The sequence below is a fragment of the Rhodococcus sp. PSBB066 genome (assembly GCF_017068255.1).
GTDB lineage: Bacteria > Actinomycetota > Actinomycetes > Mycobacteriales > Mycobacteriaceae > Rhodococcus > Rhodococcus aetherivorans.
Window position 1 is genome coordinate 60,493 of the sequence record NZ_CP070859.1, and the last position, 25,214, is coordinate 85,706.

Sequence of the window (25,214 nt, forward strand, 5' to 3'; positions counted from 1 at the left end):
CTCGTTCCGAGCGGGAGGATCCTGGTCGACGCACCCGCACGATGCCGCGACATACTCCCGCTCACCGCCACAACCTCCCGCTCGGCTGACGCAGGAGGGCGGGCAGGCTCACCCAGCCGCGGGTGAACGACGACTGCAGACGCACCCCCGATGCCGGATCGACCGACACGTGGGGATACCGGGCCAGCAACTCCTCGAGCGCAACCCGGGACTGCAGCTTCGCCAGGTGCGAGCCGATGCAGAAGTGGGGACCGCTGGAGAATCCGAGGTGCCGCGGAATCGGCCGGGTGACGTCGAACTGCTCCGCGGTGTCGCCGAATTCGCGTTCGTCGCGATTGGCGGCGCCGTAGAGCATCATCACCTTCTCCCCGGCCGGAATCGTCACCCCGTGCAACTCGACGTCACGGGTGGTGGTGCGCGCGAGTCCCTGCACCGATCCCTCCAGCCGCAGCGTCTCCGTCAACGCGCCCGGGATCCGGGAAGGCTCGTCGACGAGCAGGTCGCGCTGGCGGTGATCGGTGTCGAGCAGCATCACGGCGTGCGAGATCAGGTTTCCGGTGGTGTCGTTGCCGCCGGCCACCATGACGAAGCAGAACCCGAGGATCTCCCAGTCGGTGAGCAGTTCGCCGTCGGACTCGACGGTGGTCAGGGCGCTGATCAGGTCGTCGCCGGGTTCGCGGCGGCGCTCGCCGATCAGCCGCGAGAAGTACTCGAACATCTCGGCGACGGCGTCGGGTGCGCTCATGGCGGCCACGTCGAATCCGCTGTCCTGCAACGTCGTCAGCGCGGCGACCCACGGATCGAACCGGGCCCGGTCGGCCGCCGGCACGCCGAGCATCTCCGCCAGGACGAACGTCGGGACGGTCGAGGAGAATTCGCGGTGCAGATCGACCTCGCGCCGCCCGGCGAATGAATCGAGCCGGCCGCGGACGAACCCGCGCACGGCGTCCTCGAGCGCCGCGACGCGCCGGGGCGTGAACCCCTTCGCGATCAGGCTGCGCAGCTGCCCGTGCCGCGGGGGGTCGAGCATGACGATCGTCGGGGCGAGACCCAGTGTGCCGATCTCGTCGGGAACGAACGTCAATCCCCCAGCGGACGAGTAGGTCTCGGTGTCGCGCACCGCGTTCCACACGTCCTCGAAACGGGACAGCACCCGGAACGGCGGAATGCCGTTCCGGGTGCTGACGTGGCGGTGCACCGGGTCCTCGTCCCGCAGCATCCGGTAGGCCGGGTAGGGGTCGGCCAGGAACTGCGGATCGAAGGGATCGTAGACGGTCACCACCGGTCCGTCACCGTGCTGCGTTCAACCGGTCCACGGCCCGCTCGTACCCCTCGACGAGCTCGGCCATGATCTCCGCGACCGGCCGGATCTCGTTCATCCGGCCGACGATCTGCCCGACGGGCATCGCGACGACCTCGGGATCGTCCGCGGCGGCGATCCGCTGGTGGGCTTCGCTCACGAGCAGGTTCTGCAACGGCATCGGCAGCGGCGACGGGGCATCGGGCTTCGACCATGCCTCGGTCCACTTCGTCTTGAGCAGGCGGGCGGGCTTGCCGGAGTAGATCCGCGAGCGGACGGTGTCCGACGATGTCGCGCCCAGCAGGGCCCGCTGGACCGACGACGGGCCGTCGGCGGCAGCGCCGAGCTTGTATTCGGAGGTGGTGAGCCAGTAGGAACCCATCCACACCCCGGACGCGCCGAGCGCGAGCGCGGCCGCGACCTGCCGCCCGGAGCCGATACCGCCGGCGGCAAGCACCGCCGCCGAATCGCCGAGGGCGTCCACGATTTCGGGCCAGAGCACCATCGAGGCCACCTCGCCGGTGTGCCCACCCGCCTCGTACCCCTGGGCGATGACGATGTCGACGCCGTTCTCGACGTGCCGCCGGGCATGCTCGACCGCCCCGGCGAGCGCCGCGACGGGCACCCCCTTCTCGTGGGCGAGGTCGATCACGTCCTTCGGCGGGGAGCCGAGCGCGTTGGCGATGAGCGCGGGCCGGTGCTCGAGGGCGACGTCCACATGTGCGCGGGCGACCGAGTGCAGCCAGCCGAGGACGCCGGCCGCGTGTTCGGCGGACTCGTCGAGCGGCGGCACGCCGAGCTCGGCGAGGGTGCGCTCGACGAAGGCACGGTGCTCGGCGGGGATGAGCTTGTCGAGGTCGACGGCGGTGCCCTCGGTGGGAACCTTTGCGGGCATCACGACGTCGACCCCGTAGGGCTTGCCGTCGGTGTTCTCGTCCATCCAGGTGAGCACGGCGTCGAGTTCGTCCGGGTCGTTGAACCGGACACAGCCGAGGACGCCGAGACCACCGGCCCGGCTGATCGCGGCGGCGACGTGCTCGGACGGGGTGAACCCGAAGATCGGGTACTGGATGCCGAATTTCCTGCTGAGATCGGTGTGCATCCCGGTCCCTTCTAGCTCGCCGCGGCGGAGCCGTTGGTGTGGTGGTCGTCCGCTGGGCGCTGCTCGGTCTGTTCCTTGGCCCAGCGGTAGTCGGGCTTGCCGGCCGGCGAACGCTTGATGGCGTCGACGTACCAGACACTGCGCGGAATCTTGTAGCTGGCGATCTGCGTGCGGGCCACCTCGACGAGGTCGGCCAGCGCCGGGCGGGTACCGGCGCGGGGCGCGATCACGGCGGACACCCGCTGCCCCCAGCGCTCGTCGGGCACGCCGACGACGAGGACGTCGAACACGTCCGGGTGGGCCTTGAGGGCGCCCTCGACCTCCTCGGGGAACACCTTCTCGCCACCGGTGTTGATGCAGACGGACCCGCGGCCGAGCATGGTGACGGTGCCGTCGGCCTCGACCCGCGCATGGTCGCCCGGGATCGAGTAGCGGACGCCGTGGTACTCGCGGAAGGTCGCCTTGGTCTTGACCTCGTCCTTGTAGTAGCCGATGGGGATGTGGCCCTTGCGGGCGAGCACGCCCACCTGCCCGGAGCCGGCCTCGACCGGATTTCCGTCGTCGTCGATCACGGCCGTGGAGGCGTCGATCTTGACGGTGGGGCCACCCGAGTGGGCCTGGCCCTTGGCGACGATGCCGAGTCCGCCGAAGCCGGTCTCGGACGAGCCGATCGAGTCGGTGATCACCGTGTTGGGCATCAGGTCCAGGAAGCGTTCCTTCAGCGCCGGGGAGAACAGCGCGGCGCTCGACGCCATCGCGAACAGGGACGAAAGATCGTACTTCTCACCGGTTCCCGGACGTCCGCTCTCGAGCGCGTCGAGCATCGGGCGGCCCATCGCGTCGCCGGTGATGAAGATGACGTTGACCTTGTGCTCCTCGATGACGCGCCACACCTCGTGGCCGTCGAACTCGGGATGCATGATCACCTTGCCGCCGCTGAACAGCGACTGCAGCACCGCCCACTGGGCACCGCCGTGGATGAGCGGGGGGATCGGGAAACGGACCAGCGGCGGGCTCGCGGCACCGGTCTTTGCGAGTTCCCATTCGTCGGCGACGTATTCGCCCGTCATGAAGTTGATGCCGCCGCCGAGTACGCGCCACACGTCCTCCTGCCGCCACATCACGCCCTTGGGGCTGCCGGTGGTGCCGCCGGTGTAGAGGATGTAGAGGTCGTCGGCGCTGCGTTCGCCGAAGTCGCGCTCGGGTGAGCCCTGAGCCAGCGCGGACTCGTAGTCGACGCCCCCGTAGCTCGCGTAGTCGAGATCGGTGCCGTCGTCGACCACGACGACGGTGCGGATCTGCGGGCAGTGCGGCAGCACGGCGGCGACCTTGTCGGAGTAACGGCGCTCGTGGACGAGCGCGACCATGTCCGAGTTGTCGAAGATGTACTGCAACTCGTTCTCGACGTACCGGTAGTTGACGTTCACCATCACGGCACGAATCTTGAACACCGCGACCATCGCCTCGATCGCTTCGATGGTGTTGCGGGAGTAGATACCCACCTTGTCACCGGGCTTCACGCCCCGTTCCTGCAGATAGTGGGCGAGCCGGTTGGCGCGCTCCTCCACCTGCGCGTAGGTGACCTCACGTCCGTCCGACGCGAGCGCGACGCGGTCGGGAACGAGGTCGATTGCGTGCTCTACGAGGTCTGCGATGTTAAGGGCCACGTCACAAAAGTAGAACGTGTTACCGTTTCTGACAAGACCCGGATGAGATCCAGTTCACAACCCCTCAGGAGTCCTCAGTGTCCACCACCGCATCGGAAGTTTCCGGCATTTCGGCAGACGCCCCGCACTGCCTCGTCGAGCAGCGCGGCTCGGTCCTGATCGTGACCATGAACCGGCCCGAGGCGCGCAACGCCCTGTCCGGCGAGATGATGGCGATCATGGCCGAGGCCTGGGACCGCGTCGACAACGATCCGGAGATCCGGGTGGCCATCCTGACCGGCGCCGGCGGCGCGTTCTGCGCGGGCGCCGACCTCAAGGCGATGAACCGGTCGGCCCCGGGCGACAAGTTCGAGCAGGGCGAGCGAAGCGACGGGAAGGGCAAAGGCGGTGGCTGGGATCTGTCCAGGCTACCCGCACTGCTGAAGGGCCGTCGCCTCACCAAGCCGTTGATCGCCGCGGTCGAGGGCCCGGCCATCGCCGGCGGCACCGAGATCCTCCAGGGCACCGACATCCGCGTCGCCGGGGAGAGCGCGAAGTTCGGTGTCTCCGAGGCCAAGTGGGGCCTGTTCCCTCTCGGCGGCTCGGCGGTGCGGCTCGTCCGCCAGATCCCCTACACGATCGCCGCCGACATCCTGCTCACCGGCCGCCACATCAAGGCCGCCGAGGCCAAGGAGATCGGCCTGATCGGCCACGTCGTCCCCGACGGCCAGGCTCTCGACAAGGCCCTCGAGATCGCCGGGACCATCGCCGCCAACGGCCCCCTCGCCGTCCAGGCCATCCTGAAGACCATCCGCGACACCGAGGGCATGCACGAGGAGGAAGCCTTCGAGATCGACGCGAAACTCGGCGCCGAGGTCTTCAAGAGCGCCGACGCCAAGGAAGGCCCCCGCGCGTTCACCGAGAAGCGCACCCCGAAGTTCACCGGCGCCTGACGGGCCGGAGGCCCGGGCCGAGCGAATGTATCGCTCACCTCCGTAGTCCGACGGTATGGTCCATTCGCTCAGCCCGGTGCCACCGTCCGTAGTCGCACGTCGGGCCGCGGCCGAGAGGCCGCGAGCTCGTAGTGCCGGCGCAGGTCGTCGACGACACGCCTCGGTGACCGCTCCACCGCACTCGGGATCGTCGGCAGCACGATGATGCCCGCGTTCTGCATGCGGGTCCGGCGCTCGATCGTGTCCTTGTACGCCTTGGGCGACAGGTGCCACGCGAGGGAGTCGATGTCCCAGGCCATCGCGACGTCGTCGATCCAGCCGTCAGGTCGTGCGATGAACCCGCCCCGGGAGTCGAGAACATCGCGGTTGAACACCATCTCGGGCAGACCGCTGCGTTCCCATAGCTCCCGGGCCTTCGCCTCCGCCACCGAGTGGACGTTGGCATCCACCTCCCGGAGCACCCGCCGCGGCAGAGCCGAACCCCGCCCGCTCCCCTCCGCCAGTTCCTCCTGCAGCGCTGCCACCGACACCGCTCCACGCTGGACGGCCGAGGCGATCAACGACCGCGTCGCATCGAGAGTGGTGCACCGGCGCGCGGCGTCGAGCAGGGCACGTTCGATGGGAGCACACCGGATGCCATTACGTATCAAAGGGTCCGGAATTCGGGTTGTCCGCTCGACGAGGACGAATCCGGCCGACTGCACGCGACGATTCGCCGGGAGCAGCACGTGGACGTCGTATTGTTCTCCCGCCAGTCCATGTTCTCCGAGCGCCGATCGTCCGGTGAGTACGGCGTCGTCGCCGACGTACTTCATGGCCGCGATCGTGCGTTGCCGAGCCGACGCCGGTCCGTTTCCGAGCATCACGATGCCCGGCAGCAGCCGTTGCCAGGGACCACCCGGACGGCACCGCTCGTGAATTGCCGACCCCGACACTCCGACACGACGAAGCACGGCGTCGCGAACCACACCGCTGTCGCCCAGCCGGCCCAGTGCCTCCGGATCCCCCGCCCACTCACCCCTTCTCATGGACCTACAGTGCGCCGCTCGATCGGATTCGTGTGGCCGCGGAGCGTGCATTCGTCGAATCTGTGGAGCAACTCGCCGACTGTGGACAACCTCCCCACCGAGCGAATGTGGCATCCCGTCGATCTGAGGAGGTGAACGATACATTCGCTCGGGGGAAGCGGGCGCCTACCGCAGCACGACGTCCGCCAGGGAGCGCACGTGCTCGGCGTCGCGGCAGCTGACGAGCAGCATCGTCACGCCGGCGTCGGACCAGCGCTTCACGCCGGCGCGCACCTCGTCGCGGTCGCCGATGATCATCGTCTCGGTGACCATCTCGTCGGGAATCGCGGCAGCGGCCTCGTCCTTGCGGCCCGCGCGGAACAGGGCGGTCACCTCGTCGACCACGTCACCGTAGCCCATGCGCCGGTACACCTGGGCATGGAAGTTGAGTTCGGGGGTGCCCATGCCTCCGACGTACAGGGCGGTGACGGGCTTGAGGCCGGCGATGGTCCCCGTGCGGTCGTCGGTGACGACGACCTGGCAGGTCGCGGCGATCTCGAAGTCGTCGCGGGTGCGCCGGGCGCCGGGCCGGGCAAAGCCCTCGTCGAGCCACTCGTCGTACATCGGGGCCAGGCGCGGGGAGTAGTAGATGGCGAGCCAGCCGTCGGCGATCTCGGCGGTCAGCGCGACGTTCTTGGGTCCCTCGGCGCCGATCCAGATGGGGATGTCGGCACGCAGCGGGTGCGTGATCGGCTTGAGCGGCTTGCCGAGCCCGGTGGCGCCGGGTCCGTCGTACGGCAGCGGGTAGTGCGGGCCCGGGTTGGTCACCGGCTCCCGGCGGGCCAGCACCTTGCGCACGATCGAGACGTACTCGCGGGTGCGGGCGAGCGGCTTGGCGAACGGTTCGCCGTACCACCCCTCGACGACCTGCGGCCCGGACACGCCGAGCCCCAGGATGTGCCGCCCGCCGCTGAGGTGGTCGAGGGTGATCGCGTGCATGGCACAACTGGTGGGGGTGCGGCCGGAGATCTGCACGACGGACGTGCCGAGCCGCACCCGCCGCGTGCCCGAGCCCCACCACGCGAGCGGCGTGAACGCGTCCGAGCCCCACGACTCCGCGGCGAAGACCGCATCGAAACCCTCCGCCTCGGCGGCGGCGACGAGCTCGCCGGCGTTCGCGGGCGGCTGCGCCCCCCAGTAGCCGAGTTGCAGACCCAGTTTCATTGCACACCATTCCTTTCGGGGCGGACCGGGGACACCGCTGCTCGGACGGTACCCTTGCCACCATCTCTAGAACCTGTTCTACTCGAAGTTGTGAGCCTGGGAAAGAGCGCGATCGCGGAGAAGCCGCTGAGCGCACCACTGAACCTGAAGTTCGACTACACCCGATCCACGGGGCCGACCGTCGGCGCGTTCGTCACGGGCCTGCGCGACGGGCGCATCCTCGGCGCCCGCGGCTCGGACGGGCGCGTCCTCGTGCCGCCCCCGGAGTTCGACGCGGTCACCCACGAACCCCTCACCGACTTCGTCGAGGTGGGGCAGTCCGGCACGGTGCGCAGCTGGACGTGGAACCCCGAGCCGCTGCCGGGCCAGCCGTTCGACCGGCCGTTCGCGTGGGCGCTGATCCAGCTGGACGGGGCCGACACGACGCTGCTGCACGCGGTCGACGTCCCCGGTCCCGAGGACATGAGCACCGGGATGCGGGTACGCGTGCGGTGGGCCGACGACCGCGCCGGTCACATTCGTGACATCGCAGCTTTCGAACCGGGCGAGGCCGAGACCGTCACGGTCCGGACGGACGCCTCCGGCGAGCCGGTGACGATGATGATCACGCCGCTGGATCTGCACTACACGCACAGCGCGTCCTACGAGGAGTCCTACTACCTGCGCGCGCTGGCCGAGGGCAAGCTGATCGGCGGCCGCACCGGACCGGGCGGCAAGGTCTACATCCCGCCGCGCGGCGCGAACCCCACCGACGGCATCCCCACCCGGGAGCAGGTCGAGGTGTCCGACAAGGGCATCGTCACCACGTTCTGCATCGTCAACGTGCCGTTCCTCGGCCAGCAGATCACGCCGCCGTACGTCGCGGCCTACGTGCTGCTCGACGGTGCGGACATCCCGTTCCTGCACCTGATCCTCGAGTGCGACGCCGCCGACGTCCGGATGGGCATGCGGGTGGAGGCGAAGTGGCGCCCGCGCGAGGAGTGGGACTACACGCTGCGCAACATCGAGTACTTCCGGCCGACCGGCGAACCGGACGCCGACTACGAGACCTTCAAACACCACCTGTAAGGGAGCCGCGCCCACCATGACAGACATCGCAGTCGTCGGCTTCGCGCAGGCACCCCACGTGCGCGAGACCACCGGCACCACCAACGGCGTCGAAATGCTCGTCCCCTGCTTCCGGGAGCTGTACTCGAAGCTGGGAATCACCAAGTCGGACATCGGTTTCTGGTGCTCCGGTTCGTCCGATTACCTCGCGGGCCGGGCGTTCTCGTTCATCTCGGCCGTGGACGCGATCGGCGCGGTGCCGCCGATCAACGAATCCCACGTCGAGATGGACGCCGCCTGGGCGCTGTACGAGGCGTGGGTCAAGCTGATCACCGGGGAGGTCGACACCGCCCTGGTGTACGGCTTCGGCAAGTCGTCGGCCGGCACCCTGCGTCAGGTCCTCGGCCTGCAGCTCGACCCGTACCTCGTCGCCCCGCTCGGCCTCGATTCCGTGTCCCTCGCCGGGCTGCAGGCCCGGTTCGGGCTCGACGCCGGCAAGTGGACGGCGGAGGACATGGCACAGGTCGCGGTGCGCGCGCGGGCCGCCGCCAAGGACAACCCGAACGCCCAGATCAGCGGCGACTTCGACGTCGAGGAGCTGCTGGCCCGGCCCTACGTCGCCGATCCGCTGCGGGGGCACGACTGCGCGCCGGTCACCGACGGCGCCGCCGCGATCGTGCTCGCCGCCGGCGACCGGGCCCGTGAACTGTGCGAGAACCCCGCCTGGATCACGGGCATCGAGCATCGCATCGACTCGCCGAACCTCGGCGGCCGCGACCTGACGACCGCGCCGTCCGCGTCGGCCGCCGCGCGGGCCGTCACCGGCGGTGACACCGCGTTCGACGTCGCCGAACTGCACGCGCCGTTCACCCATCAGGAGCTGATCCTGCGCGAGGCCCTCGGCCTCTCCGACGCGACGGCGGTCAACCCGACCGGCGGCCCGCTCACGGGTAACCCCATGTTCTCCGGCGGCCTCGAGCGCATCGGCTGCGCCGCGCAGGCGATCATGGCCGGGCGGGCCGGGCGGGCCCTCGCACACGCGACGAGCGGTCCTGTGCTGCAACAGAATCTGGTAGCCGTTCTGGAGGGACGTAACTGACATGGCCAAGCAACTCGCGGCTGTCCTCGGCACGGGGCAGACCCACTACGTCGCCAAACGGCACGACGTGTCCATGTCCGGCCTCGTGCGCGAGGCGATCGACCGCGCCCTGGCCGACTCGGACGTCGGCTGGGACGACATCGACGCGGTCGTGATCGGCAAGGCCCCCGACCTGTTCGAGGGCGTGATGATGCCCGAACTGACCATGGTCGACGCGATCGGCGCCACCGGCAAGCCGATGCTGCGGGTCCACACCGCCGGTTCGGTCGGCGGGTCCACCGCCAACGTCGCCGCCAGCCTCGTGCAGGCCGGCGTGCACCGGCGGGTGCTGGCCGTGGCGTGGGAGAAGCAGTCCGAGTCGAACGCGATGTGGGCGCTGTCCACCCCGGTGCCGTTCACCATGCCGGTCGGCGCCGGCGCCGGCGGCTACTTCGCCCCGCACGTGCGCTCCTACATCCGCCGATCGGGCGCACCCGAGCACATCGGCGCGATGGTCGCCGTGAAGGACCGACTCAACGGCGCGAAGAACCCGTACGCGCACCTCAAGCAGCCGAACATCACGCTCGAGTCGGTGCAGGCGTCGCAGATGCTGTGGGATCCGATCCGCTACGACGAGACGTGCCCGTCGTCGGACGGCGCGTGCGCCGTCGTGATCGGCGACGAGGACTCGGCCGCGGCGGTCGAGGCGCAGGGCCGGAGGGTCGCGTGGATCCACGCCACCGCGATGCGGACCGAGCCGACCACGTATGCGGGACGCGACCAGGTCAACCCCGAGGCAGGCCGGATGGCCGCGGCGGCGCTGTGGCAGGCCGCGGGTATCACCGACCCGCTCACCGAGATCGACTGCGCCGAGATCTACGTCCCGTTCTCGTGGTTCGAGCCGATGTGGCTCGAGAACCTCGGCTTCACCCCGGAGGGCTCCGGTTGGAAGCTCACCGAGGCCGGGGAGACGGCCATCGGCGGTCAGCTGCCGGTCAACATGTCCGGCGGTGTGCTGTCCTCCAACCCGATCGGCGCCTCCGGCATGATCCGGTTCGCCGAGGCCGCGATGCAGGTGATGCAGCGCGCCGGGGAGCATCAGGTCGACGGCGCACGCAAGGCACTCGGGCACGCGTACGGCGGCGGCTCGCAGTACTTCTCGATGTGGGTCGTCGGCTCGGACCGACCGGAACGATAGGCACGGACCGTGGTGGACTTCACCGTCGGCGTCGCGATGACGCCCCTCGACCAGCTCACCGGCCTCGCCCGCACCGCCGAGGAGTGCGGGTTCCGGTCGATCGCGCTGCCCGACTCCCTGTTCTACATGGAGAAGCAGACCGTCGACTACCCGTACACCCCCGACGGGTCGCGGATGTGGACCGAGGACACGCCCTGGGCGGACCCACTGATCGCCGCGGCCGCGATGGGGGCGGTCACGTCGACACTCCGGTTCTACACCCAGGTCCTCAAGCTCGGCTCGCGCAACCCGGTGCTGCTGGCGCGCCAGGTCGGCTCGGTGGCCAACCTCACCGGTAACCGCTTCGGCTTCGGAGTGGGAATCGGCTGGGCCCCGGAGGAGTTCGAGTGGTGCGGGGTGCCGTACGCGCGGCGCGGCAAGCGGGTGGACGAGATGATCGACGTCATCAAGCTCATCCTCGGCGGCGGCATGGTCGAGCACCACGGCGAATTCTTCGACTTCGACCGGCTGCAGATGAGCCCCGCCCCCACCGAACCCGTGCCGTTCTACATCGGCGGCCACACCGACGTGGCGCTGCGCCGGGCGGCGCGCGTGGGCGACGGCTGGACCTCGGCGATGATCCGATTCGACGACCTCGTGCAGGTGATCGCCCGGCTGCGGGAGCTGCGCGCCGAACACAGCCGCGCCGACGATCCGTTCGAGATCCAGGCGGTGTGCGTGGACCGGTTCGGCCGTGCCGGGTACGCCGAGCTCGAGGATGCCGGCGTCACCGACATCATCGTGGTGCCGTGGATCTTCGACGGGCACGGCTTCGACAGTCCCCTCGAGGCGAAGCAGGAGTCCCTGCACCGTTTCGCCGACAGGTACATCCACGGAAGGGCATCGGCATGAGCGAGGAACACCCGGCTCGGGTCGCCGCGCGGGCGTCGCAGGCGGCGGCTAGCGGCAAACGCAAGGACGAGTGGCTCGCGTTGTTCGCCGAGAACGGTGTCGTCGAGGACCCGGTCGGTCCGTCCGGATTCGATCCGGAGGGCAAGGGCCATCACGGCCGCGAGGCGATCTCGCGGTTCTACGACATGACCATCGCGAACACCGACAAGCTCGAGTTCCTCGTCGACGACGTGCTGGTGTGCGGCGACGAGTGCGTCAACATCGGCACCATCCGCACGACCCTCGGCGGCAACGTGATCGACGCCGAGGGGGTGTTCGTCTACCGCGTCGACGACGCGGGCCGGATCGCGTCGCTGCGCGCCTTCTGGGAGGTCGAGCGGGCCATGGCGACGGTTCGTCCCGCAACCGAGGAAGCACGCGGCTAGAGTCCGGCCATGACCGTCGCCGGGATCGTCCTCGCGGCAGGGGGCGGCACGCGGCTGGGCGGGCGCGCGAAAGCGCTGCTCCCCCACCGCGGCCGCCCCCTGTTGCACACCGTGGTGGCCGCGCTCGCCGACGGCGGCTGCGACGAGGTCACGGTGGTCGCCGGCGCCTACGCCGACGACGTCGTCGCCGCGTGTCCGCCCGGCGTCCGCTCCGTCGTCAATCCGCGCTGGGCCGAGGGGATGTCGACGTCGCTGCGGTGCGGGGTGGACGCCACGACCGGCCACGACGTGATCGCGCTGACGGTCGTCGACTTCCCCGGCATCACCGCCGACCTCGTCCGCGCCGTACTCCTCGCGCACCGCCCGGGCACGATCACCCTGCCGGTGTTCGGGGACCGCCCCGGGCATCCCGTGGTGTTCGACCGCCGCGACGCCGAGGCGGCGGCCGGCGAGGCCGTCGGCGACGAGGGAGCCCGGCGATTCCTCACCCGCAACCGCGACCGGGTGCGACGGCTGGACTGCACGCGCCTCGCCGATCCCGGGGACATCGACGTCCCCGACGATCTGACGCTGCTGGACGGGCCGGGAATCACGCCCGCCGATACCTGATCGCCGAACCCAGCCCGATCGTCACGGCGCAGGAGAGGACCAGCATCGCGCAGACGGCCCCGAGCGCGGCCACTGTCGGCGTCGCCGTCCCGGGCAGCACCAGGGACGCGAGCAGGAGCGAGGCGAGCGAGGTGCCCACCGCCGACGCCGCGGTGCGCAGCACCGTCTGGCTGCCGGCCATCTCGCTGGTGTTGTGCTCCGGGACGGACTCGACGAGCAGGTTCGGCAGCGCCGTGTACGCGAACGCCGTCGCCACCGACACGGCCACGACCAGCAGCGTCATGCCGATCACCGATGCGCGGAAGAAGAAGAACCCGGCACACGCGACGAGGAACATCACGCTGCCTAGCAGCAACGACGTCCGCGCCCCCACGGCGGCGGCGATCCTGCCCGCGACCGGGGTGAATGCCATGCCGATCATCGCGCCGACGAACGACAGCGTTCCGGCGTAGGTCGGCGAGAGTCCCAGGCCGAACGGCGCGGTGGCCGGGCTCTGCATGATGATCGGGATGATCATCGTCCCGACGCCGATCGGTCCGACGCCGAGTGCGACCCCGGCGAGCATCGTCAGGGCGACGTTGCGCTCGGCGAGCAGGCGCAGGTTCACGATCGGAGACGTCCGGCCCAGTTCCCACCACACCCAGCAGGCGAACACCGCGGCGCCGAGGACGATCGGACCCAGCACGCGGGCGTCGCTCCAGCCCCAGGAGCGGCTCTGGGTCAGACCGAACAGGACGGACGCCACCGACACCGCCAGGCCGACCGCGCCGACGACGTCGATCGGTTGCCGCCGAGCGGTGCGGCGCCGCCACGGCAGCACGGCCTCGACCAGGAAGAGACAGACGAGCGCGTAGCCGGCGGCGACGACGAAGATGTACCGCCAGTCGCCCAGGTCGATGAGGACGCCGGCGACCAGCAGGGAGGCCGCGCCGGCCGCGACGGCCGACCCGGAGATCAGCGCGACCGCCATGGGGACGCGCTCGGCCGGCAGGTGTTCGCGGGCCAGGCCGATGCACAGCGGCAGGATCGCTCCGGCCACACCCTGGATCGCCCGGCCGGCGATGATGGCCTCGAGGGTCCCGAACGCCATGCTGACGACGGAGCCGGTGGCAGCGCAGGCCAGCACGAACATCAGCACCCGTTCGCGGCCGTACATGTCGCCGAGCCGGCCGCACACCGCCGCCGAGGCCGCCGCCACCAGCAGGAACGCCGTCACGGTCCATCCGACCGCGGAGGCGTCCGCCTCGAAGACCCGGGCGAACGTCGGCAGCGCCGCGTACATCATCGACGTCTCGAATGCGCTGATGACCTCGACGGCGATGAGAATGGCCACCACCGCCCCCACGGGTCGGGTCCGCTCGTAGCGGCGTTCGGCGCGGGTCGAGGGTGCCCGTTCGGGTGCCAACGATGTGCTCATGAAAACTCCTACGGTTCGTCGATGTGAACCGTACGGACGAAGTGCTCCGAGTGTGACGCAGGACCCACTGAGCGGGACCGGACGAGTCGCGGCGTTCCTATGCTCCGGCCATGTGCCGGACCGCCAGGTGGGCGAACAACGCGCTGGTGCCGATCGGGTTGCCACCGCCGGGATAGACGGTGCCGCTCGGGGCGGCCATCGTGTTGCCCGCCGCGTACAGCCCGGCGATGGGCGTCCCGGCGCCGTCGAGCACGCGGCCGACCGTGTCGGTGCGCAAGCCGCCCTTGGTGCCGAGGTCCGAGATGCCGAACTGCGCGGCGTGGAACGGGCCCTTCTCGATCGGGACCAGCGCCGAACCGCCGCCGGTGAACGCCACGTCGTAGGGCTCGTCCCCGCGGCCGAAGTCCTCGTCGACGCCGGTGGCGGCGAGGCGGTTGAACCGCGCGACGGTCGCCTCGAGCGCCTCGGCCGGCACCCCGATCAGGTCGGCGAGTTCGGCGAGCGTGTCGGCGGTCTTCCACAGTCCCGCCGCCTCGTACTTCTCGGTCGCCACGAGCGGCACGTTCGTCGCCGCGATCGGCGGCACGACGCCGCCCCGGTCGTCGTAGATCATCCAGAACGGCAGCGTCATCTCGCCCTTGTCCATCCGGGCGATGATGTCGCGGCCGAGCCGGTCGTAGGGCGCGTACTCGTTGGTGAAGCGGTTGCCGTCCTGGTCGACGAAGATGCCGCCGGTGAAGCACAGCGCGAAGGCCGAGCGCCCGTCGGGGTGGGTCAGCCCCGGCGACCACCACGCCTCGCTCATCAGGTCGACGTCGGCACCGATCGCGATGGCCGCCTGGTGGGCCTTGCCGAGGTTGGACCACGGCCCCATCGAATCGCGGGCCGCGCCGGGAACGCCGTACTCCCGGCGCATCTCGTCGTTGTGGTCGAATCCGCCGGCGGCGAGCACGACGCCCTTGCGGGCGCGCACCGCCCGCCGCTGGTCGCCGTGGGAGACGATCGCGCCGACCACGGCGCCGTCCTCGACGACGAGTTCCTCGAGCGCGGTGTTCCGATGCAACTGCACGTTCGGGTACTTGCGCATGGCGAGCAGGAACCGGCCGATGAGGGCGCGCCCGCCGATCAGGATGTCCGGCAACGGATCCCCGTTGCGCTCGCGGCCCAGCGGCCCGCGGACGGACTCGTTGAGTTCGGGATCGTCCGATATCGGCCGCGGCGTCGGCGCGATGTGACGGCCCTTCGCGCTGGCCTTGGGAGCCTTGCCGAAGTAGTCCGGCCAGGGGTAGGCCGTGAACTCGATGTCCTCGTCGGCCTCGAGATAGTCGATCAGGGGAGCACCGCCGCGCACATAGGCGTCCTGCAGGTCGCGGGGGGTGCGGTCGCCGACGACCGCGTGATAGTAGGTCAGGGCGTCGTCGATGGTGTCGTCGTCACCGGCACGTCGCAGCACCGCATTGGTGGGGAACCAGACCCCGCCGCCGCCGGAATATGCGGTGGTGCCGCCGAAGTACTCGGAGGCCTCGACCAGGACGACGGACAGTCCCTCGCGGGCAGCGGTGTAGGCGCCACAGCAGCCGCCGGCGCCCGATCCGACGACGAGGACGTCGCATTCTTCCGCCCATTCCACCATGTTCGATGCCTTTCGCCGATTCCGTTCCAGGAGCACGTGACACTATTTCCGCAACCGCGGCGCGCGGGAGGAGACGTCTCACTGGGTGGAACAACAGGCACGGCCCCTGCTGCGCGGGTTCTCTCGGGGCTCGGCGCCGAGTCCCGCTGTTCGGCCCGCGCAGGCCGGACCCGGCACGGCGGCGGTCGCGCAAACAGGTCCCGGCCAGTAGGACCGAAAGCCGGGGGCGCCTCGGCGGCCGAATACTGTGGGCGAGCACCCCGCCCTCACCCCCAATTTCGGCGGGGTGCACCCATGCCGCCGGCTCCCGCAGCCCCGCTCACACGGAAAGCGCGGCGGCACCGGGGGATTCCCGATCTCTCGGCGCCGCCCCACCCGGGTCAGTGCTCGACCGGGCAGCCGCCCTGCGTCTTGTAGTCCACCCGGAACTCCTTGATGCCGTTGAGCCAGCCGGAGCGCAGCCGCTTCGGATCGGCGACCTTGGTGATGTCGGGCATGTAGTCGGCGATCGCGTTGAACACGAGGTCGATCTCCATCCGCGCCAGGTTCGCGCCGAGGCAGTAGTGCGCACCGGTACCGCCGAAGGCGAGGTGCGGGTTGGGATCTCGCAGGACATCGAAGGTGCGGGGGTTCTCGAACACCTCTTCGTCGTTGTTCGCCGACGCGTACAGCATCACGACGCGGTCGCCCTTGCGGATCGTCCGGCCGCCGAGCTCGGTGTCCTCGAGCGCGGTGCGCTGGAACGACGTGACCGGCGTGGCCCAGCGGATGATCTCGTCGGCTGCGGTCTTCGGCCGGTCCCGCTTGAAGATCTCCCACTGCTCCGGGTTGTCGAGGAACGCCGCCATCCCGTGCGTGATCGCGTTGCGGGTGGTCTCGTTGCCGGCGACGGCGAGCACGATGAAGAAGAAGCCGAATTCCTCGGGCGAGAGCTCGTCACCGTCGATGTCGGCCTCGATCAGGGTGGTGACGATGTCGTCGGCCGGGCACTCCTTGCGGGCGGCGGCCATCTGGTACGCGTAGCCGAGGACCTCCATCGACGCGGCCGCCGGGTCGGCGGTGTTGTCCGGGTCGTCGTAGCCGGTCATCTGATTCGACCACTCGAAGATCTTGTCGCGGTCCTCCTGCGGGACGCCGATGAGTTCGGCGATGGCCTGCAGCGGCAGCTCCGCGGCGACCTGAGTGACGAAGTCGCCCCCGCCGGCCCGGCAGGCCTCCTCGACGATCTTCTTCGCGCGGGCGTTCAGCTCGTCGCGAAGGCCGTTGATCGCGCGCGGGGTGAAACCGCGGGCGACGAGCTTGCGCAGCTTGGTGTGCTCGGGCGCGTCCTTGTTGAGCAGGACGTGGCGCTGCAGTTCGATGGCCTCGCGCGGGATGTCGTCGTTGAACCGCGGGATCGCGGTGTTCTCCCAGTTGGAGAACACGTCGCTCCGGCGGGAGACCTCACGGACCTCCTCGTGCCGGGACACGACCCAGAATCCCTCGTCGTGGAATCCGCCGACGTCCGGGGATTTCTTGTTCCACCAGACGGGGGCCGTCCTACGCAGCTCGGCGAACTCCTCGAACGGCATCCGCTCGGCGTAGAGATCCGGATCGGTGAAGTCGATGTCTTCGGGGATGTTGGGCTGCGCCACTGAATTCTCTCCTGCCCTGACGAGTGCACCGTGTCGTGATGTGGAACACGTTCTAAAAGCATTCAAGCACAGGGCGGCCCGCAGGCCAAGGAATCGCCAAGTCCCGATCATTCGGACCCCGCCTTGTCTGCCCCGGAAACCTGTTCTACTTTGCGAGGACAAGGACCAGAAAGGAGCCCACCGTGGGCACACCAGTCATCGTCGAGGCGGCACGCACCCCGATCGGCAAGCGCGGCGGCTGGCTCGCCGGCCTGCATGCGGCCGAGCTTCTCGGGGCCGCACAGAGCGGACTGATCGAGCGCGCGGGCCTCGATCCCGCCCTCGTCGAGCAGGTGATCGGCGGGTGTGTCACCCAGGCCGGCGCGCAGTCCAACAACATCACCCGCACCGCGTGGCTGCACGCCGGCCTGCCGTGGCAGGTCGGCGCCACCACGGTCGACTGCCAGTGCGGGTCGGCCCAGCAGGCCAACCACCTGATCGCCGGACTCATCGCCACCGGCGCCATCGACGTCGGCATCGCCTGCGGCATCGAGGCGATGTCGCAGGTGCCGCTCGGCGCGAACGTCGGCGAACTCGCCGGCCCGCGGCGGCCCGAGTCGTGGAACATCGACCTGCCCAACCAGTTCGAGGCGGCCGAGCGCATCGCCCGCCGTCGCGGCATCACCCGCGAGGACGTCGACGCGCTCGGCGTCCGGTCGCAGGCGCTGGCCAAGCAGGCGTGGGACGAGGGCCGCTTCGACCGCGAGGTGCTGCCCGTCGTCGCGCCCGTCGTCGACAAGGAGGGCACCCTCACCGGCGAGAAGCAGACCGTCGCCCGCGACCAGGGCCTGCGCGAGACGACCACGGAATCGCTCGCGAAGCTGAAGCCGGTCCTCGAGGGCGGCATCCACACCGCCGGCACCTCGTCGCAGATCTCCGACGGCGCTGCTGCGGTGCTGCTCATGGACTCCGACCGCGCCGCGGCGCTCGGCCTGAAGCCGCGGGCCCGGATCGTCTCGCAGGCCCTCGTCGGCGCCGAGCCCGAGTTCCATCTCGACGGCCCGGTGCAGGCGACGAGCCGCGTCCTCGAGAAGTCCGGCATGACGATCGGCGACCTGGATCTGTTCGAGGTCAACGAGGCGTTCGCGTCGGTGCTGCTGTCGTGGGCGCGGGTGCACGAGCCCGACATGGACAAGGTCAACGTGAACGGCGGCGCGATCGCGCTCGGCCACCCCGTCGGCTCGACCGGCTCGCGGCTGATCACCACCGCGCTGCACGAGCTCGAGCGGCGCGACGGCGCCACCGCGCTGATCACCATGTGCGCGGGCGGCGCGCTGGCCACCGGCACGATCATCGAGCGGATCTGACATGAACGGGCCCGCCGCGCCGAAGGGTCTCGACTCGAAGTGGACCGTGCCGATCATCAAGTGGATGTCGCGCGCCAACGTGGCGGCCTATCAGGCCACCGGCGGCCGGATCGGGGGAAAGTGGCGGGTGGGCAGCGCCTTTCCGTGGGGCATCCCCGTCTGCCTGCTGACCACCACGGGCCGGAAGACGGGACGGCCGCGGACCGTTCCGCTGCTGTTCCTCGAGGACGACGAGCGGGTGGTGCTCGTCGCGTCCCAGGGCGGCCTGCCCGAGCACCCGCTGTGGTTCCGCAACATCCAGGCCGATCCGCGGGTGACCGTGCAGGTGAAGTCCCGGGTGCGGCAGATGACGGCACGGGCGGCGACGCCCGAGGAGCGGTCGCACTACTGGCCGCGGCTGGTGGCAATGTACGCGGATTTCGACAATTATCAGTCCTGGACGGATCGGGTCATCCCGGTGGTGGTGTGCGAGTGACCCTCGCGGGAGCCGGCACGACCGGGCACGAACCAGTGGGGTGCCCGGTCGAGCTGCTCTCGAGAAGGGATGTCACCCGATGACAACCGCGAACCACGATCAGGTACTCGACAAGCGGGAGATCGCGGCGGCACTGCTGCGCGCGCTCGAACGCCGGCACGAGGTCCTCGATGCCATCGTCGAGAGCAACGACAGGGCCGAGGCCGTCGCGACCGTCGCGCGGCTGCTCGACACGGACGAGTTCTGCGCCGAAGCGGTGCTCAACCTTCCGTTCCGGCGGCTGACCAAGGCGGAGCGCAAGAAGATCCGGGAGGAGCTCGACGACCTCGACGCGGTGCTCAAGTGGACGCCCGCCGAGCGTCCCTACGCCACCGGCGCCCATTTCCGGCTGCGTCAGTTCAGCGACAGCGAGCCGGACCGCGAGCTGTTCCGCGTCCGGTGCGAGGAGCAGCTCGGCGACGCGGGTGCAGCGCGGGTGGAACAGGAGCGCGCCGCCGGCCTGTCGCGCATCGACGACGAGTCCGCGGTGTGGCTGGTCGCCGAGGACCTGTCCGGCACCGAACCCAAGCCGGTCGGCTTCGCGTTCGGCGAGCTGCAGGGCCATGAGGTCGACGTCGCGATCTGGGTTCACCCCGAGCTGCGCAAGCAGGGCTACGGCACCGCGACCCTCAAGCACGCCCGCACCGAGCTGGCCGCGTACTTCCCCGGCACCACCATCATCGTCCGCTCGCCCGCGTAGGCGGCTGCGCCGCCGGTGCGTCCTTCGGGTCGTTCCCACCGCCCAAAGGACGCACCGGCAGCTTCGCTGCCTACGCCCCGTAGACGGGGGTGGGGGGCTCGCTGCGCGCGATCAGCTTCTCCACCACCGGGCCGAGTTCCTTCGGATCCCAGCGCTCGCCCTTGTCGATCGCCTCACCGTGCCGCCAGCCGTCGGCGACGGAAACCCTGCCGCCCTCCACCTCGAAGACCCGGCCCGTGACGTCCTTCGACTCGGCGCTGCCGAGCCACACCACCAGCGGTGAGACGTTTTCCGGGGCCATCGCGTCGAAGCCCTGTTCCGGGGCGGCCATCGACTCGGCCATCGCGCCCCCCGCGCCCACGGTCATGCGGGTCCGGGCGGCCGGCGCGATCGCGTTGACGGTGACGCCGTACCGGGCGAACTCGGCGGCCGCCTGGATCGTGAGGGCCGCGATCCCGGCCTTCGCCGCGGCATAGTTGCCCTGGCCGATGCTGCCCATCAGGCCGGCGCCCGAGCTGGTGTTGACGATCCGCGCGTCGACCGGGTTGCCGGCCTTTGCCTCCCCGCGCCAGTACGCCATCGCGTGCCGCATCGGGGCGAAGTGACCCTTGAGGTGCACCCGGATCACGGCGTCCCACTCCTCCTCGCTCATGTTGGCGAGCATGCGGTCCCGCAGGAATCCCGCATTGTTGACCAGGACGTCGAGCCGTCCGAAGGTGTCCAGGGCCGTCTTCACCAGGTTCTCCGCGCCGGTCCAGTCGGCCACGTCGTCGCCGTTGACGACGGCCTCGCCGCCCGCCGCCCGGATCTCCGCGACGACCTGCTCGGCGGGGCTCTCCCCCGTCGCGGAACCGTCCGCTCCGGCCCCGATGTCGTTGACCACGACCTTCGCGCCCTCGGCCGCGAAGGCCAGCGCGTGGGCCCGCCCGATGCCGCGCCCCGCGCCGGTGACGATCACGACGCGCCCGTTGACCAGTCCACTCACTTGTCTTCTCCTCGAATAGATGTCGTTGTCGGGGAATCCGGGCGACATACTCGCCCCGCCTCCACGATTCCGCTCCCTGGGGTCTGCGCCCCGCATGTGCTAACTTACCAAGCAATCGCTTGGTTCGGTACAGACGTTAGGAACCTGCCATGGGCATCACCTCGACCACCGACGGCGCGGGCATCACCACGGTCACCGTCGACTACCCGCCTGTGAACGCCATCCCCTCCCAGGGCTGGTTCGAACTGGCCGACGCGGTCCTCACCGCGGGCAAGGATCCGGCCACGCACGTGGTGATCCTGCGCGCGGAGGGCCGCGGCTTCAATGCCGGCGTCGACATCAAGGAGATGCAGGCCACCGACGGCCACGGCGCCCTCATCGCCGCCAACCGGGGCTGCGCCGCCGCCTTCGGCGCCGTCTACGACTGCGCCGTCCCCGTCGTGGTCGCCGTGAACGGCTTCTGCGTCGGCGGCGGCATCGGCCTGGTCGGCAACGCCGACGTCATCGTCGCCTCCGACGACGCCGTCTTCGGCCTGCCCGAGGTGGATCGCGGCGCTCTCGGCGCCGCCACGCACCTGGCCCGGCTGGTGCCGCAGCACATGATGCGCACCCTCTACTACACGGCGCAGAACGTCACGGCCCAGCAGCTCGAGCACTTCGGCTCGGTGTACAAGGTCGTCCCGCGCGCCGACCTCGACGCCACCGCCCGCGAGATCGCCGAGAAGATCGCGGCGAAGGACACCCGCGTCATCCGGTGCGCCAAGGAAGCCATCAACGGCATCGACCCGGTGAACGTGAAGGAAAGCTACCGCTTCGAGCAGGGCTTCACCTTCGAACTCAACCTCGCCGGCATCGCGGACGAGCACCGCGACGAGTTCGTCGCCACCGGCAAACCGCGCGCCAACCACTGACCAGGAGACGAGAAACACCATGCGTGACAAGAGGATGTCGCTCGACGACGTGGTCGGCGAGCTGCGCAGCGGCATGACGATCGGCATCGGCGGCTGGGGGTCGCGGCGCAAGCCGATGGCGCTCGTCCGCGCGATCCTGCGCTCGGACGTGAAGGACCTGACCGTCGTGACCTACGGCGGCCCGGACCTGGGGCTGCTGTGCTCGGCCGGGAAGGTGAAGAAGGCGTACTACGGGTTCGTCTCCCTCGACTCGGCCCCCTTCTACGACCCGTGGTTCGCCAAGGCGCGCACGAACGGGGAGATCGTCGCGCGGGAGATGGACGAGGGCATGGTCAAGTGCGGCCTCGAGGCGGCCGCCGCCCGGTTGCCGTTCCTGCCGATCCGGGCGGGACTCGGTTCCGCCGTCCCGGACTTCTGGGAGGGTGAATTGCGGACCGTCACCTCCCCGTACCCCGACGCGTCCGGCACGCCCGAGACACTGATCGCGATGCCGGCACTGAATCTCGATGCCGCCCTGGTACATCTGAACATCGGCGACGCGCACGGCAACGCCGCCTACACCGGCGTCGACCCCTACTTCGACGACCTGTACTGCCTGGCGGCGGAGAAGCGGTACGTCTCGGTCGAGCGCATCGTCGAGACCGAGGAACTCGTCAAGTCCGTTCCGCTGCAGTCGATCATCCTCAACCGCCTGATGGTCGACGGGGTCGTGGAGGCACCGGACGGCGCCCACTTCACCCTCGCCGGCGACAGCTACGGCCGCGACGAGAAATTCCAGCGCCACTACGCCGAGGCCGCGAAGGACCCGCAGACCTGGCAGGCGTTCGTCGACCGGTTCCTCTCCGGCAGCGAGGACGACTACCGAGCCGCCGTCAAGACTTTCACCGAGGAGCAGGCATGACCGACACGACCACCCCGGCGACGACGGGCACGGTGACCCGGGCCGAGTACTGCGCCATCGCATGCGCCGAGATCTTCGCCGGGGCAGGCGAAATCATGGCCAGCCCGATGGCGACGCTGCCGCTGATCGGCGCCCGCCTCGCCCGGCTGACCACCGAACCGGACCTGCTCATCACCGACGGGGAGGCGCTGATCCTCGCGGACACTCCCGCACTCGGAGCGAAGGGCCCGATCGAGGGCTGGATGCCGTTCCGCAAGGTGTTCGACGTCGTCGCCTCCGGCCGCCGCCACGTGGTGATGGGCGCCAACCAGATCGACCGGCACGGCAACCAGAATCTCTCCGCGTTCGGCCCGCTGCAGCACCCCACCCGGCAGATGTTCGGCGTGCGGGGCGCCCCCGGCAACACCATCAACCACCCGACGAGCTACTGGGTCGGCAAGCACAACACGCGCGCGTTCTGCGACAAGGTCGACATCGTCTCGGGCGTCGGCTACGACAGGGTGGACCCGGCCAACCCGGCCTTCAAGTACCTGCACCTGCACCGGGTGGTCACCAATCTCGGGTCGTTCGACTTCGGCGGTCCCGGCCACACGATGCGGGCACTGGCCCTGCACCCGGGGGTCACGGCGGAGCAGGTCGCGGAGAACACCTCCTTCGAGGTGGCCGGCCTCGACGAGGCGGGCGTGACCCGCGAGCCCACCGCCGAGGAGCTGCGCCTGATCCGCGAGGTCCTCGATCCGCGCGGCCTGCGGGATCGGGAGGTGGCGGTATGAGCCCGCGCCTGACGACGGCACTGACCGACCTCGTCGGCATCGAGCACCCGATCGTCCAGACGGGGATGGGCTGGGTGTCCGGCCCGCGCCTGACCGCGGCGACCTCCAACGCGGGCGGTCTCGGCATCCTGGCCTCGGCGACGATGACGTACGAGGAACTCGAGGCCGCCGTCGCGAAGACGAAGGCGGCGACGGACAAGCCCTTCGGCGTGAACATCCGGGCCGACGCGTCGGACGCCGCCCAGCGCATCGACCTGCTCATCCGTGAGAACGTCAAGGTCGCGTCCTTCGCCCTCGCGCCCAGGAAGGAACTGATCGCCAAGCTCAAGGACCACGGCATCGTGGTGATCCCGTCCATCGGCGCCGCGAAGCACGCGGTGAAGGTCGCCTCGTGGGGGGCCGACGCGGTGATCGTGCAAGGCGGCGAGGGCGGTGGGCACACCGGGCCGGTGGCCACGACGCTGCTGCTGCCGAGCGTGCTCGACGCCGTCGACATCCCGGTCGTCGCGGCCGGCGGATTCTTCGACGGGCGCGGGCTCGCCGCGGCGCTCGCCTACGGGGCGGCCGGCGTCGCCATGGGCACCCGGTTCCTGCTCACCAGCGACAGCGCCGTGCCCGACTCGGTGAAGCAGGAGTACCTGAGGCGGGGCCTGCAGGACACCACGGTCTCCCTCAAGGTCGACGGCATGCCGCACCGTGTGCTCAACACCGACCTCGTCGACAGCCTCGAGCGCGGCAGCTACGCGAAAGGCCTGGTCGCCGCCGCGAGGAACGCGGCGAAGTTCAAGGCCATGACCGGGATGAAGTGGTCGACGCTCGTCAAGGACGGCATCGCGATGAAGCGGGCGAGCGACCGCACGTGGCAGCAGATCATCATGGCGGCCAACACCCCCATGCTGCTCAAGGCCGGGCTCGTGGAGGGCAACACCGACGCCGGTGTGCTGGCCTCCGGGCAGGTCGTCGGCATGCTCGACGACCTGCCGAGCTGCCGGGAGCTGATCGACCGGATCGTCGCCGAGGCCGTGGAGCGGATCGACGCAGTGGCCGCGCTGCGCGGTCAGGCCCAGGCCCCGCGTTCCGCCGCGGCGCGCACGTAGGTCTCGAAGGACACGGGCGGCCGGCCCGCCACCTCGGCGACAACGTCGTTCGGGGTCGCGTCGCCGGTCGCCCGCAGGGCCTCGAATGCCTCGATCTCGGCGAGCACCTGCGCCCGGTCCAGGCCGAGGCCGGTCATCGTCTCGAGGTAGGCGTCCGGCTCACCGCGGTAACGGACCTTGCGCCCCGATGCGCAGGCGATCACGGCCGCGGCCTCGCCGAACGACAGCGCGTCCGGCCCGCTCAGCTCGTAGGTCCGGCCGGCGTGGCCGTCCCCGGTGAGCGCGGCGACGGCGACGGCGGCGATGTCCCCGGCGTCGTTGAACGCCTGACGCATGTCACCCAGGGGCAGGACGATCTCGCCCGCGAGCACGGCAGCGCGCAGGAAACCCTCGTCGAAGTTCTGGTCGAACCAGTCGGGGCGCACCACGGTCCACTCCGCGCCGGACGACGTGACGGCACGCTCGGCGGCCAGCAGCCGCTCATCGCCCATCACGTCGACCGCCTTGCTCGACAGCAGGACGAACCGCGAAACCCCCTCGGCGACAGCCATATCGACGAATCCGTCCGCGACCGGCACGCCGTCGGGCGCCATGACGAACACCGCTCCGGCACCGGACACCGCGGGTTTCCAGGTGTGCGGATCGAACCAGTCGAACGGCACGTCGCCCGAGCGGGAGCCGGCACGGACCGCGTGCCCGCGTTCGCGCAACTGCCGGGTGACCCGTCGCCCGACGGTGCCCGTGGAACCGAGAACCAACACCGGTCGTTCGTCCATGCCGGCATCCTGACATCCGGCACCGACACGGTCACCGGGGCAGCCGA

24 protein-coding genes are annotated in these 25,214 nt (G+C 70.1%); 14 read left to right on the forward strand and 10 right to left on the reverse strand.

The window, feature by feature from the left end:
- Window positions 1-61 precede the first annotated feature (61 nt).
- Genes JYA75_RS00295 through JYA75_RS00305 form a run of 3 tightly spaced genes read right to left on the reverse strand, consistent with a single transcriptional unit; the run spans window position 62 to window position 4,069 of the window.
- Window positions 62-1,279 (reverse strand): cytochrome P450, encoded by a 1,218-nt coding sequence (locus JYA75_RS00295; protein ID WP_239010514.1) that lies wholly within the window; start codon window positions 1,277-1,279, stop codon window positions 62-64.
- A 10-nt stretch (window positions 1,280-1,289) separates the two neighbouring features.
- Complete coding sequence (locus JYA75_RS00300) at window positions 1,290-2,402, reverse strand: nitronate monooxygenase family protein (RefSeq protein WP_043797477.1); 1,113 nt, start codon at window positions 2,400-2,402, stop codon at window positions 1,290-1,292.
- Between the two features lie 11 nt (window positions 2,403-2,413).
- Window positions 2,414-4,069 (reverse strand): acyl-CoA synthetase, encoded by a 1,656-nt coding sequence (locus JYA75_RS00305; protein ID WP_043797480.1) that lies wholly within the window; start codon window positions 4,067-4,069, stop codon window positions 2,414-2,416.
- Window positions 4,070-4,146: 77 nt separating this feature from the next.
- On the opposite strand from JYA75_RS00305, the gene JYA75_RS00310 reads away from it, so the two are divergent.
- Window positions 4,147-5,001, forward strand: coding sequence for a crotonase/enoyl-CoA hydratase family protein (locus JYA75_RS00310; RefSeq protein ID WP_006937836.1), 855 nt, complete (start codon window positions 4,147-4,149; stop codon window positions 4,999-5,001).
- A gap of 68 nt (window positions 5,002-5,069) precedes the next feature.
- Here the strand turns inward: JYA75_RS00310 and JYA75_RS00315 are convergent, their stop codons facing one another.
- Both JYA75_RS00315 and JYA75_RS00320 read right to left on the reverse strand, forming a co-directional pair.
- Window positions 5,070-6,029: a hypothetical protein gene (locus JYA75_RS00315; protein ID WP_029541024.1), complete on the reverse strand. Its 960-nt coding sequence runs from the start codon at window positions 6,027-6,029 to the stop codon at window positions 5,070-5,072.
- A 165-nt stretch (window positions 6,030-6,194) separates the two neighbouring features.
- Window positions 6,195-7,232: an LLM class F420-dependent oxidoreductase gene (locus JYA75_RS00320; protein WP_006937830.1), complete on the reverse strand. Its 1,038-nt coding sequence runs from the start codon at window positions 7,230-7,232 to the stop codon at window positions 6,195-6,197.
- 90 nt (window positions 7,233-7,322) lie between these two features.
- On the opposite strand from JYA75_RS00320, the gene JYA75_RS00325 reads away from it, so the two are divergent.
- The 6 genes from JYA75_RS00325 to JYA75_RS00350 are packed head-to-tail and all read left to right on the forward strand — an operon-like array spanning window position 7,323 to window position 12,480.
- Window positions 7,323-8,300, forward strand: a complete 978-nt coding sequence (locus tag JYA75_RS00325) for an OB-fold nucleic acid binding domain-containing protein (RefSeq protein ID WP_006937828.1) — start codon at window positions 7,323-7,325, stop codon at window positions 8,298-8,300.
- Window positions 8,301-8,316: 16 nt separating this feature from the next.
- The gene (locus tag JYA75_RS00330; RefSeq protein ID WP_006937826.1) at window positions 8,317-9,378 is read left to right on the forward strand and encodes a thiolase domain-containing protein; all 1,062 of its coding nucleotides are present in this window, start codon (window positions 8,317-8,319) and stop codon (window positions 9,376-9,378) included.
- A gap of 1 nt (window position 9,379) precedes the next feature.
- Window positions 9,380-10,555: a thiolase domain-containing protein gene (locus JYA75_RS00335; protein ID WP_006937825.1), complete on the forward strand. Its 1,176-nt coding sequence runs from the start codon at window positions 9,380-9,382 to the stop codon at window positions 10,553-10,555.
- A gap of 12 nt (window positions 10,556-10,567) precedes the next feature.
- A complete protein-coding gene (locus JYA75_RS00340; protein WP_185713944.1) occupies window positions 10,568-11,446 on the forward strand; it encodes a TIGR03619 family F420-dependent LLM class oxidoreductase in 879 nt (292 codons plus the stop codon).
- Window positions 11,443-11,871, forward strand: a complete 429-nt coding sequence (locus JYA75_RS00345) for a nuclear transport factor 2 family protein (protein WP_006937821.1) — start codon at window positions 11,443-11,445, stop codon at window positions 11,869-11,871. Before JYA75_RS00340 ends, JYA75_RS00345 begins: the two co-directional genes overlap by 4 nt.
- 9 nt (window positions 11,872-11,880) lie before the next feature.
- Window positions 11,881-12,480, forward strand: a complete 600-nt coding sequence (locus JYA75_RS00350) for a nucleotidyltransferase family protein (RefSeq protein ID WP_029541015.1) — start codon at window positions 11,881-11,883, stop codon at window positions 12,478-12,480.
- On the opposite strand, the gene JYA75_RS00355 is transcribed toward JYA75_RS00350, so the two are convergent.
- From JYA75_RS00355 to JYA75_RS00365, 3 genes are all read right to left on the reverse strand, one after another.
- Complete coding sequence (locus JYA75_RS00355) at window positions 12,461-13,897, reverse strand: MFS transporter (protein ID WP_029541013.1); 1,437 nt, start codon at window positions 13,895-13,897, stop codon at window positions 12,461-12,463. The genes JYA75_RS00350 and JYA75_RS00355 overlap by 20 nt on opposite strands.
- A 97-nt stretch (window positions 13,898-13,994) precedes the next feature.
- Complete coding sequence (locus JYA75_RS00360) at window positions 13,995-15,566, reverse strand: FAD-binding protein (protein WP_185713881.1); 1,572 nt, start codon at window positions 15,564-15,566, stop codon at window positions 13,995-13,997.
- Window positions 15,567-15,910: 344 nt separating this feature from the next.
- Window positions 15,911-17,164 (reverse strand): cytochrome P450, encoded by a 1,254-nt coding sequence (locus tag JYA75_RS00365; protein WP_029541008.1) that lies wholly within the window; start codon window positions 17,162-17,164, stop codon window positions 15,911-15,913.
- Between the two features lie 182 nt (window positions 17,165-17,346).
- Between JYA75_RS00365 and JYA75_RS00370 the strand changes: the two genes are divergently transcribed.
- The 3 genes from JYA75_RS00370 (at window position 17,347) to JYA75_RS00380 (ending at window position 19,724) form a co-directional block, all read left to right on the forward strand.
- Entirely contained in the window at window positions 17,347-18,510 is a 1,164-nt protein-coding gene (locus JYA75_RS00370; RefSeq protein ID WP_006937810.1) for a steroid 3-ketoacyl-CoA thiolase, read from the forward strand.
- Window position 18,511: 1 nt separating this feature from the next.
- Window positions 18,512-18,985, forward strand: coding sequence for a nitroreductase family deazaflavin-dependent oxidoreductase (locus tag JYA75_RS00375; protein ID WP_006937809.1), 474 nt, complete (start codon window positions 18,512-18,514; stop codon window positions 18,983-18,985).
- Window positions 18,986-19,064: 79 nt separating this feature from the next.
- Entirely contained in the window at window positions 19,065-19,724 is a 660-nt protein-coding gene (locus JYA75_RS00380; RefSeq protein WP_029541002.1) for a GNAT family N-acetyltransferase, read from the forward strand.
- Between the two features lie 70 nt (window positions 19,725-19,794).
- Here the strand turns inward: JYA75_RS00380 and JYA75_RS00385 are convergent, their stop codons facing one another.
- Window positions 19,795-20,709, reverse strand: a complete 915-nt coding sequence (locus JYA75_RS00385; RefSeq protein WP_050034576.1) for an SDR family oxidoreductase — start codon at window positions 20,707-20,709, stop codon at window positions 19,795-19,797.
- 149 nt (window positions 20,710-20,858) lie between these two features.
- On the opposite strand from JYA75_RS00385, the gene echA20 reads away from it, so the two are divergent.
- From echA20 to JYA75_RS00405, 4 genes are read left to right on the forward strand one after another with little or no spacing between them, the layout of a single operon-like run.
- Entirely contained in the window at window positions 20,859-21,620 is a 762-nt protein-coding gene (gene echA20 / locus JYA75_RS00390) for a (7aS)-7a-methyl-1,5-dioxo-2,3,5,6,7,7a-hexahydro-1H-indene-carboxyl-CoA hydrolase (RefSeq protein ID WP_065923051.1), read from the forward strand.
- Window positions 21,621-21,639: 19 nt separating this feature from the next.
- Window positions 21,640-22,521, forward strand: a complete 882-nt coding sequence (gene ipdA / locus JYA75_RS00395; protein ID WP_185713882.1) for a cholesterol ring-cleaving hydrolase subunit IpdA — start codon at window positions 21,640-21,642, stop codon at window positions 22,519-22,521.
- Window positions 22,518-23,294 carry a cholesterol ring-cleaving hydrolase subunit IpdB gene (ipdB, locus tag JYA75_RS00400; RefSeq protein ID WP_006937804.1) on the forward strand — a complete coding sequence of 259 codons (777 nt, stop codon included), beginning with the start codon at window positions 22,518-22,520 and terminating at the stop codon, window positions 23,292-23,294. The genes ipdA and ipdB overlap by 4 nt, the downstream gene beginning before the upstream one ends.
- Window positions 23,291-24,391, forward strand: a complete 1,101-nt coding sequence (locus JYA75_RS00405; RefSeq protein WP_006937803.1) for a nitronate monooxygenase — start codon at window positions 23,291-23,293, stop codon at window positions 24,389-24,391. Before ipdB ends, JYA75_RS00405 begins: the two co-directional genes overlap by 4 nt.
- On the opposite strand, the gene JYA75_RS00410 is transcribed toward JYA75_RS00405, so the two are convergent.
- Entirely contained in the window at window positions 24,352-25,167 is an 816-nt protein-coding gene (locus JYA75_RS00410) for an NAD(P)H-binding protein (RefSeq protein ID WP_065923053.1), read from the reverse strand. The two genes, JYA75_RS00405 and JYA75_RS00410, sit on opposite strands and share 40 nt — an antisense overlap.
- Window positions 25,168-25,214: the final 47 nt, after the last annotated feature.

Bases quoted from the DNA above. Each gene is read 5' to 3' on its own strand.
- JYA75_RS00300 (WP_043797477.1), bottom strand. From the start codon at position 2,402: ATGCACACCGATCTCAGCAGGAAATTCGGCATCCAGTACCCGATCTTC.
- JYA75_RS00315 (WP_029541024.1), bottom strand. From the start codon at position 6,029: ATGAGAAGGGGTGAGTGGGCGGGGGATCCGGAGGCACTGGGCCGGCTG.
- JYA75_RS00320 (WP_006937830.1), bottom strand. From the start codon at position 7,232: ATGAAACTGGGTCTGCAACTCGGCTACTGGGGGGCGCAGCCGCCCGCG.
- JYA75_RS00330 (WP_006937826.1), top strand. From the start codon at position 8,317: ATGACAGACATCGCAGTCGTCGGCTTCGCGCAGGCACCCCACGTGCGC.
- JYA75_RS00335 (WP_006937825.1), top strand. From the start codon at position 9,380: ATGGCCAAGCAACTCGCGGCTGTCCTCGGCACGGGGCAGACCCACTAC.
- JYA75_RS00345 (WP_006937821.1), top strand. From the start codon at position 11,443: ATGAGCGAGGAACACCCGGCTCGGGTCGCCGCGCGGGCGTCGCAGGCG.
- JYA75_RS00350 (WP_029541015.1), top strand. From the start codon at position 11,881: ATGACCGTCGCCGGGATCGTCCTCGCGGCAGGGGGCGGCACGCGGCTG.
- JYA75_RS00355 (WP_029541013.1), bottom strand. From the start codon at position 13,897: ATGAGCACATCGTTGGCACCCGAACGGGCACCCTCGACCCGCGCCGAA.
- JYA75_RS00375 (WP_006937809.1), top strand. From the start codon at position 18,512: ATGAACGGGCCCGCCGCGCCGAAGGGTCTCGACTCGAAGTGGACCGTG.
- JYA75_RS00380 (WP_029541002.1), top strand. From the start codon at position 19,065: ATGACAACCGCGAACCACGATCAGGTACTCGACAAGCGGGAGATCGCG.
- echA20 (WP_065923051.1), top strand. From the start codon at position 20,859: ATGGGCATCACCTCGACCACCGACGGCGCGGGCATCACCACGGTCACC.
- ipdA (WP_185713882.1), top strand. From the start codon at position 21,640: ATGCGTGACAAGAGGATGTCGCTCGACGACGTGGTCGGCGAGCTGCGC.
- ipdB (WP_006937804.1), top strand. From the start codon at position 22,518: ATGACCGACACGACCACCCCGGCGACGACGGGCACGGTGACCCGGGCC.
- JYA75_RS00405 (WP_006937803.1), top strand. From the start codon at position 23,291: ATGAGCCCGCGCCTGACGACGGCACTGACCGACCTCGTCGGCATCGAG.
- JYA75_RS00410 (WP_065923053.1), bottom strand. From the start codon at position 25,167: ATGGACGAACGACCGGTGTTGGTTCTCGGTTCCACGGGCACCGTCGGG.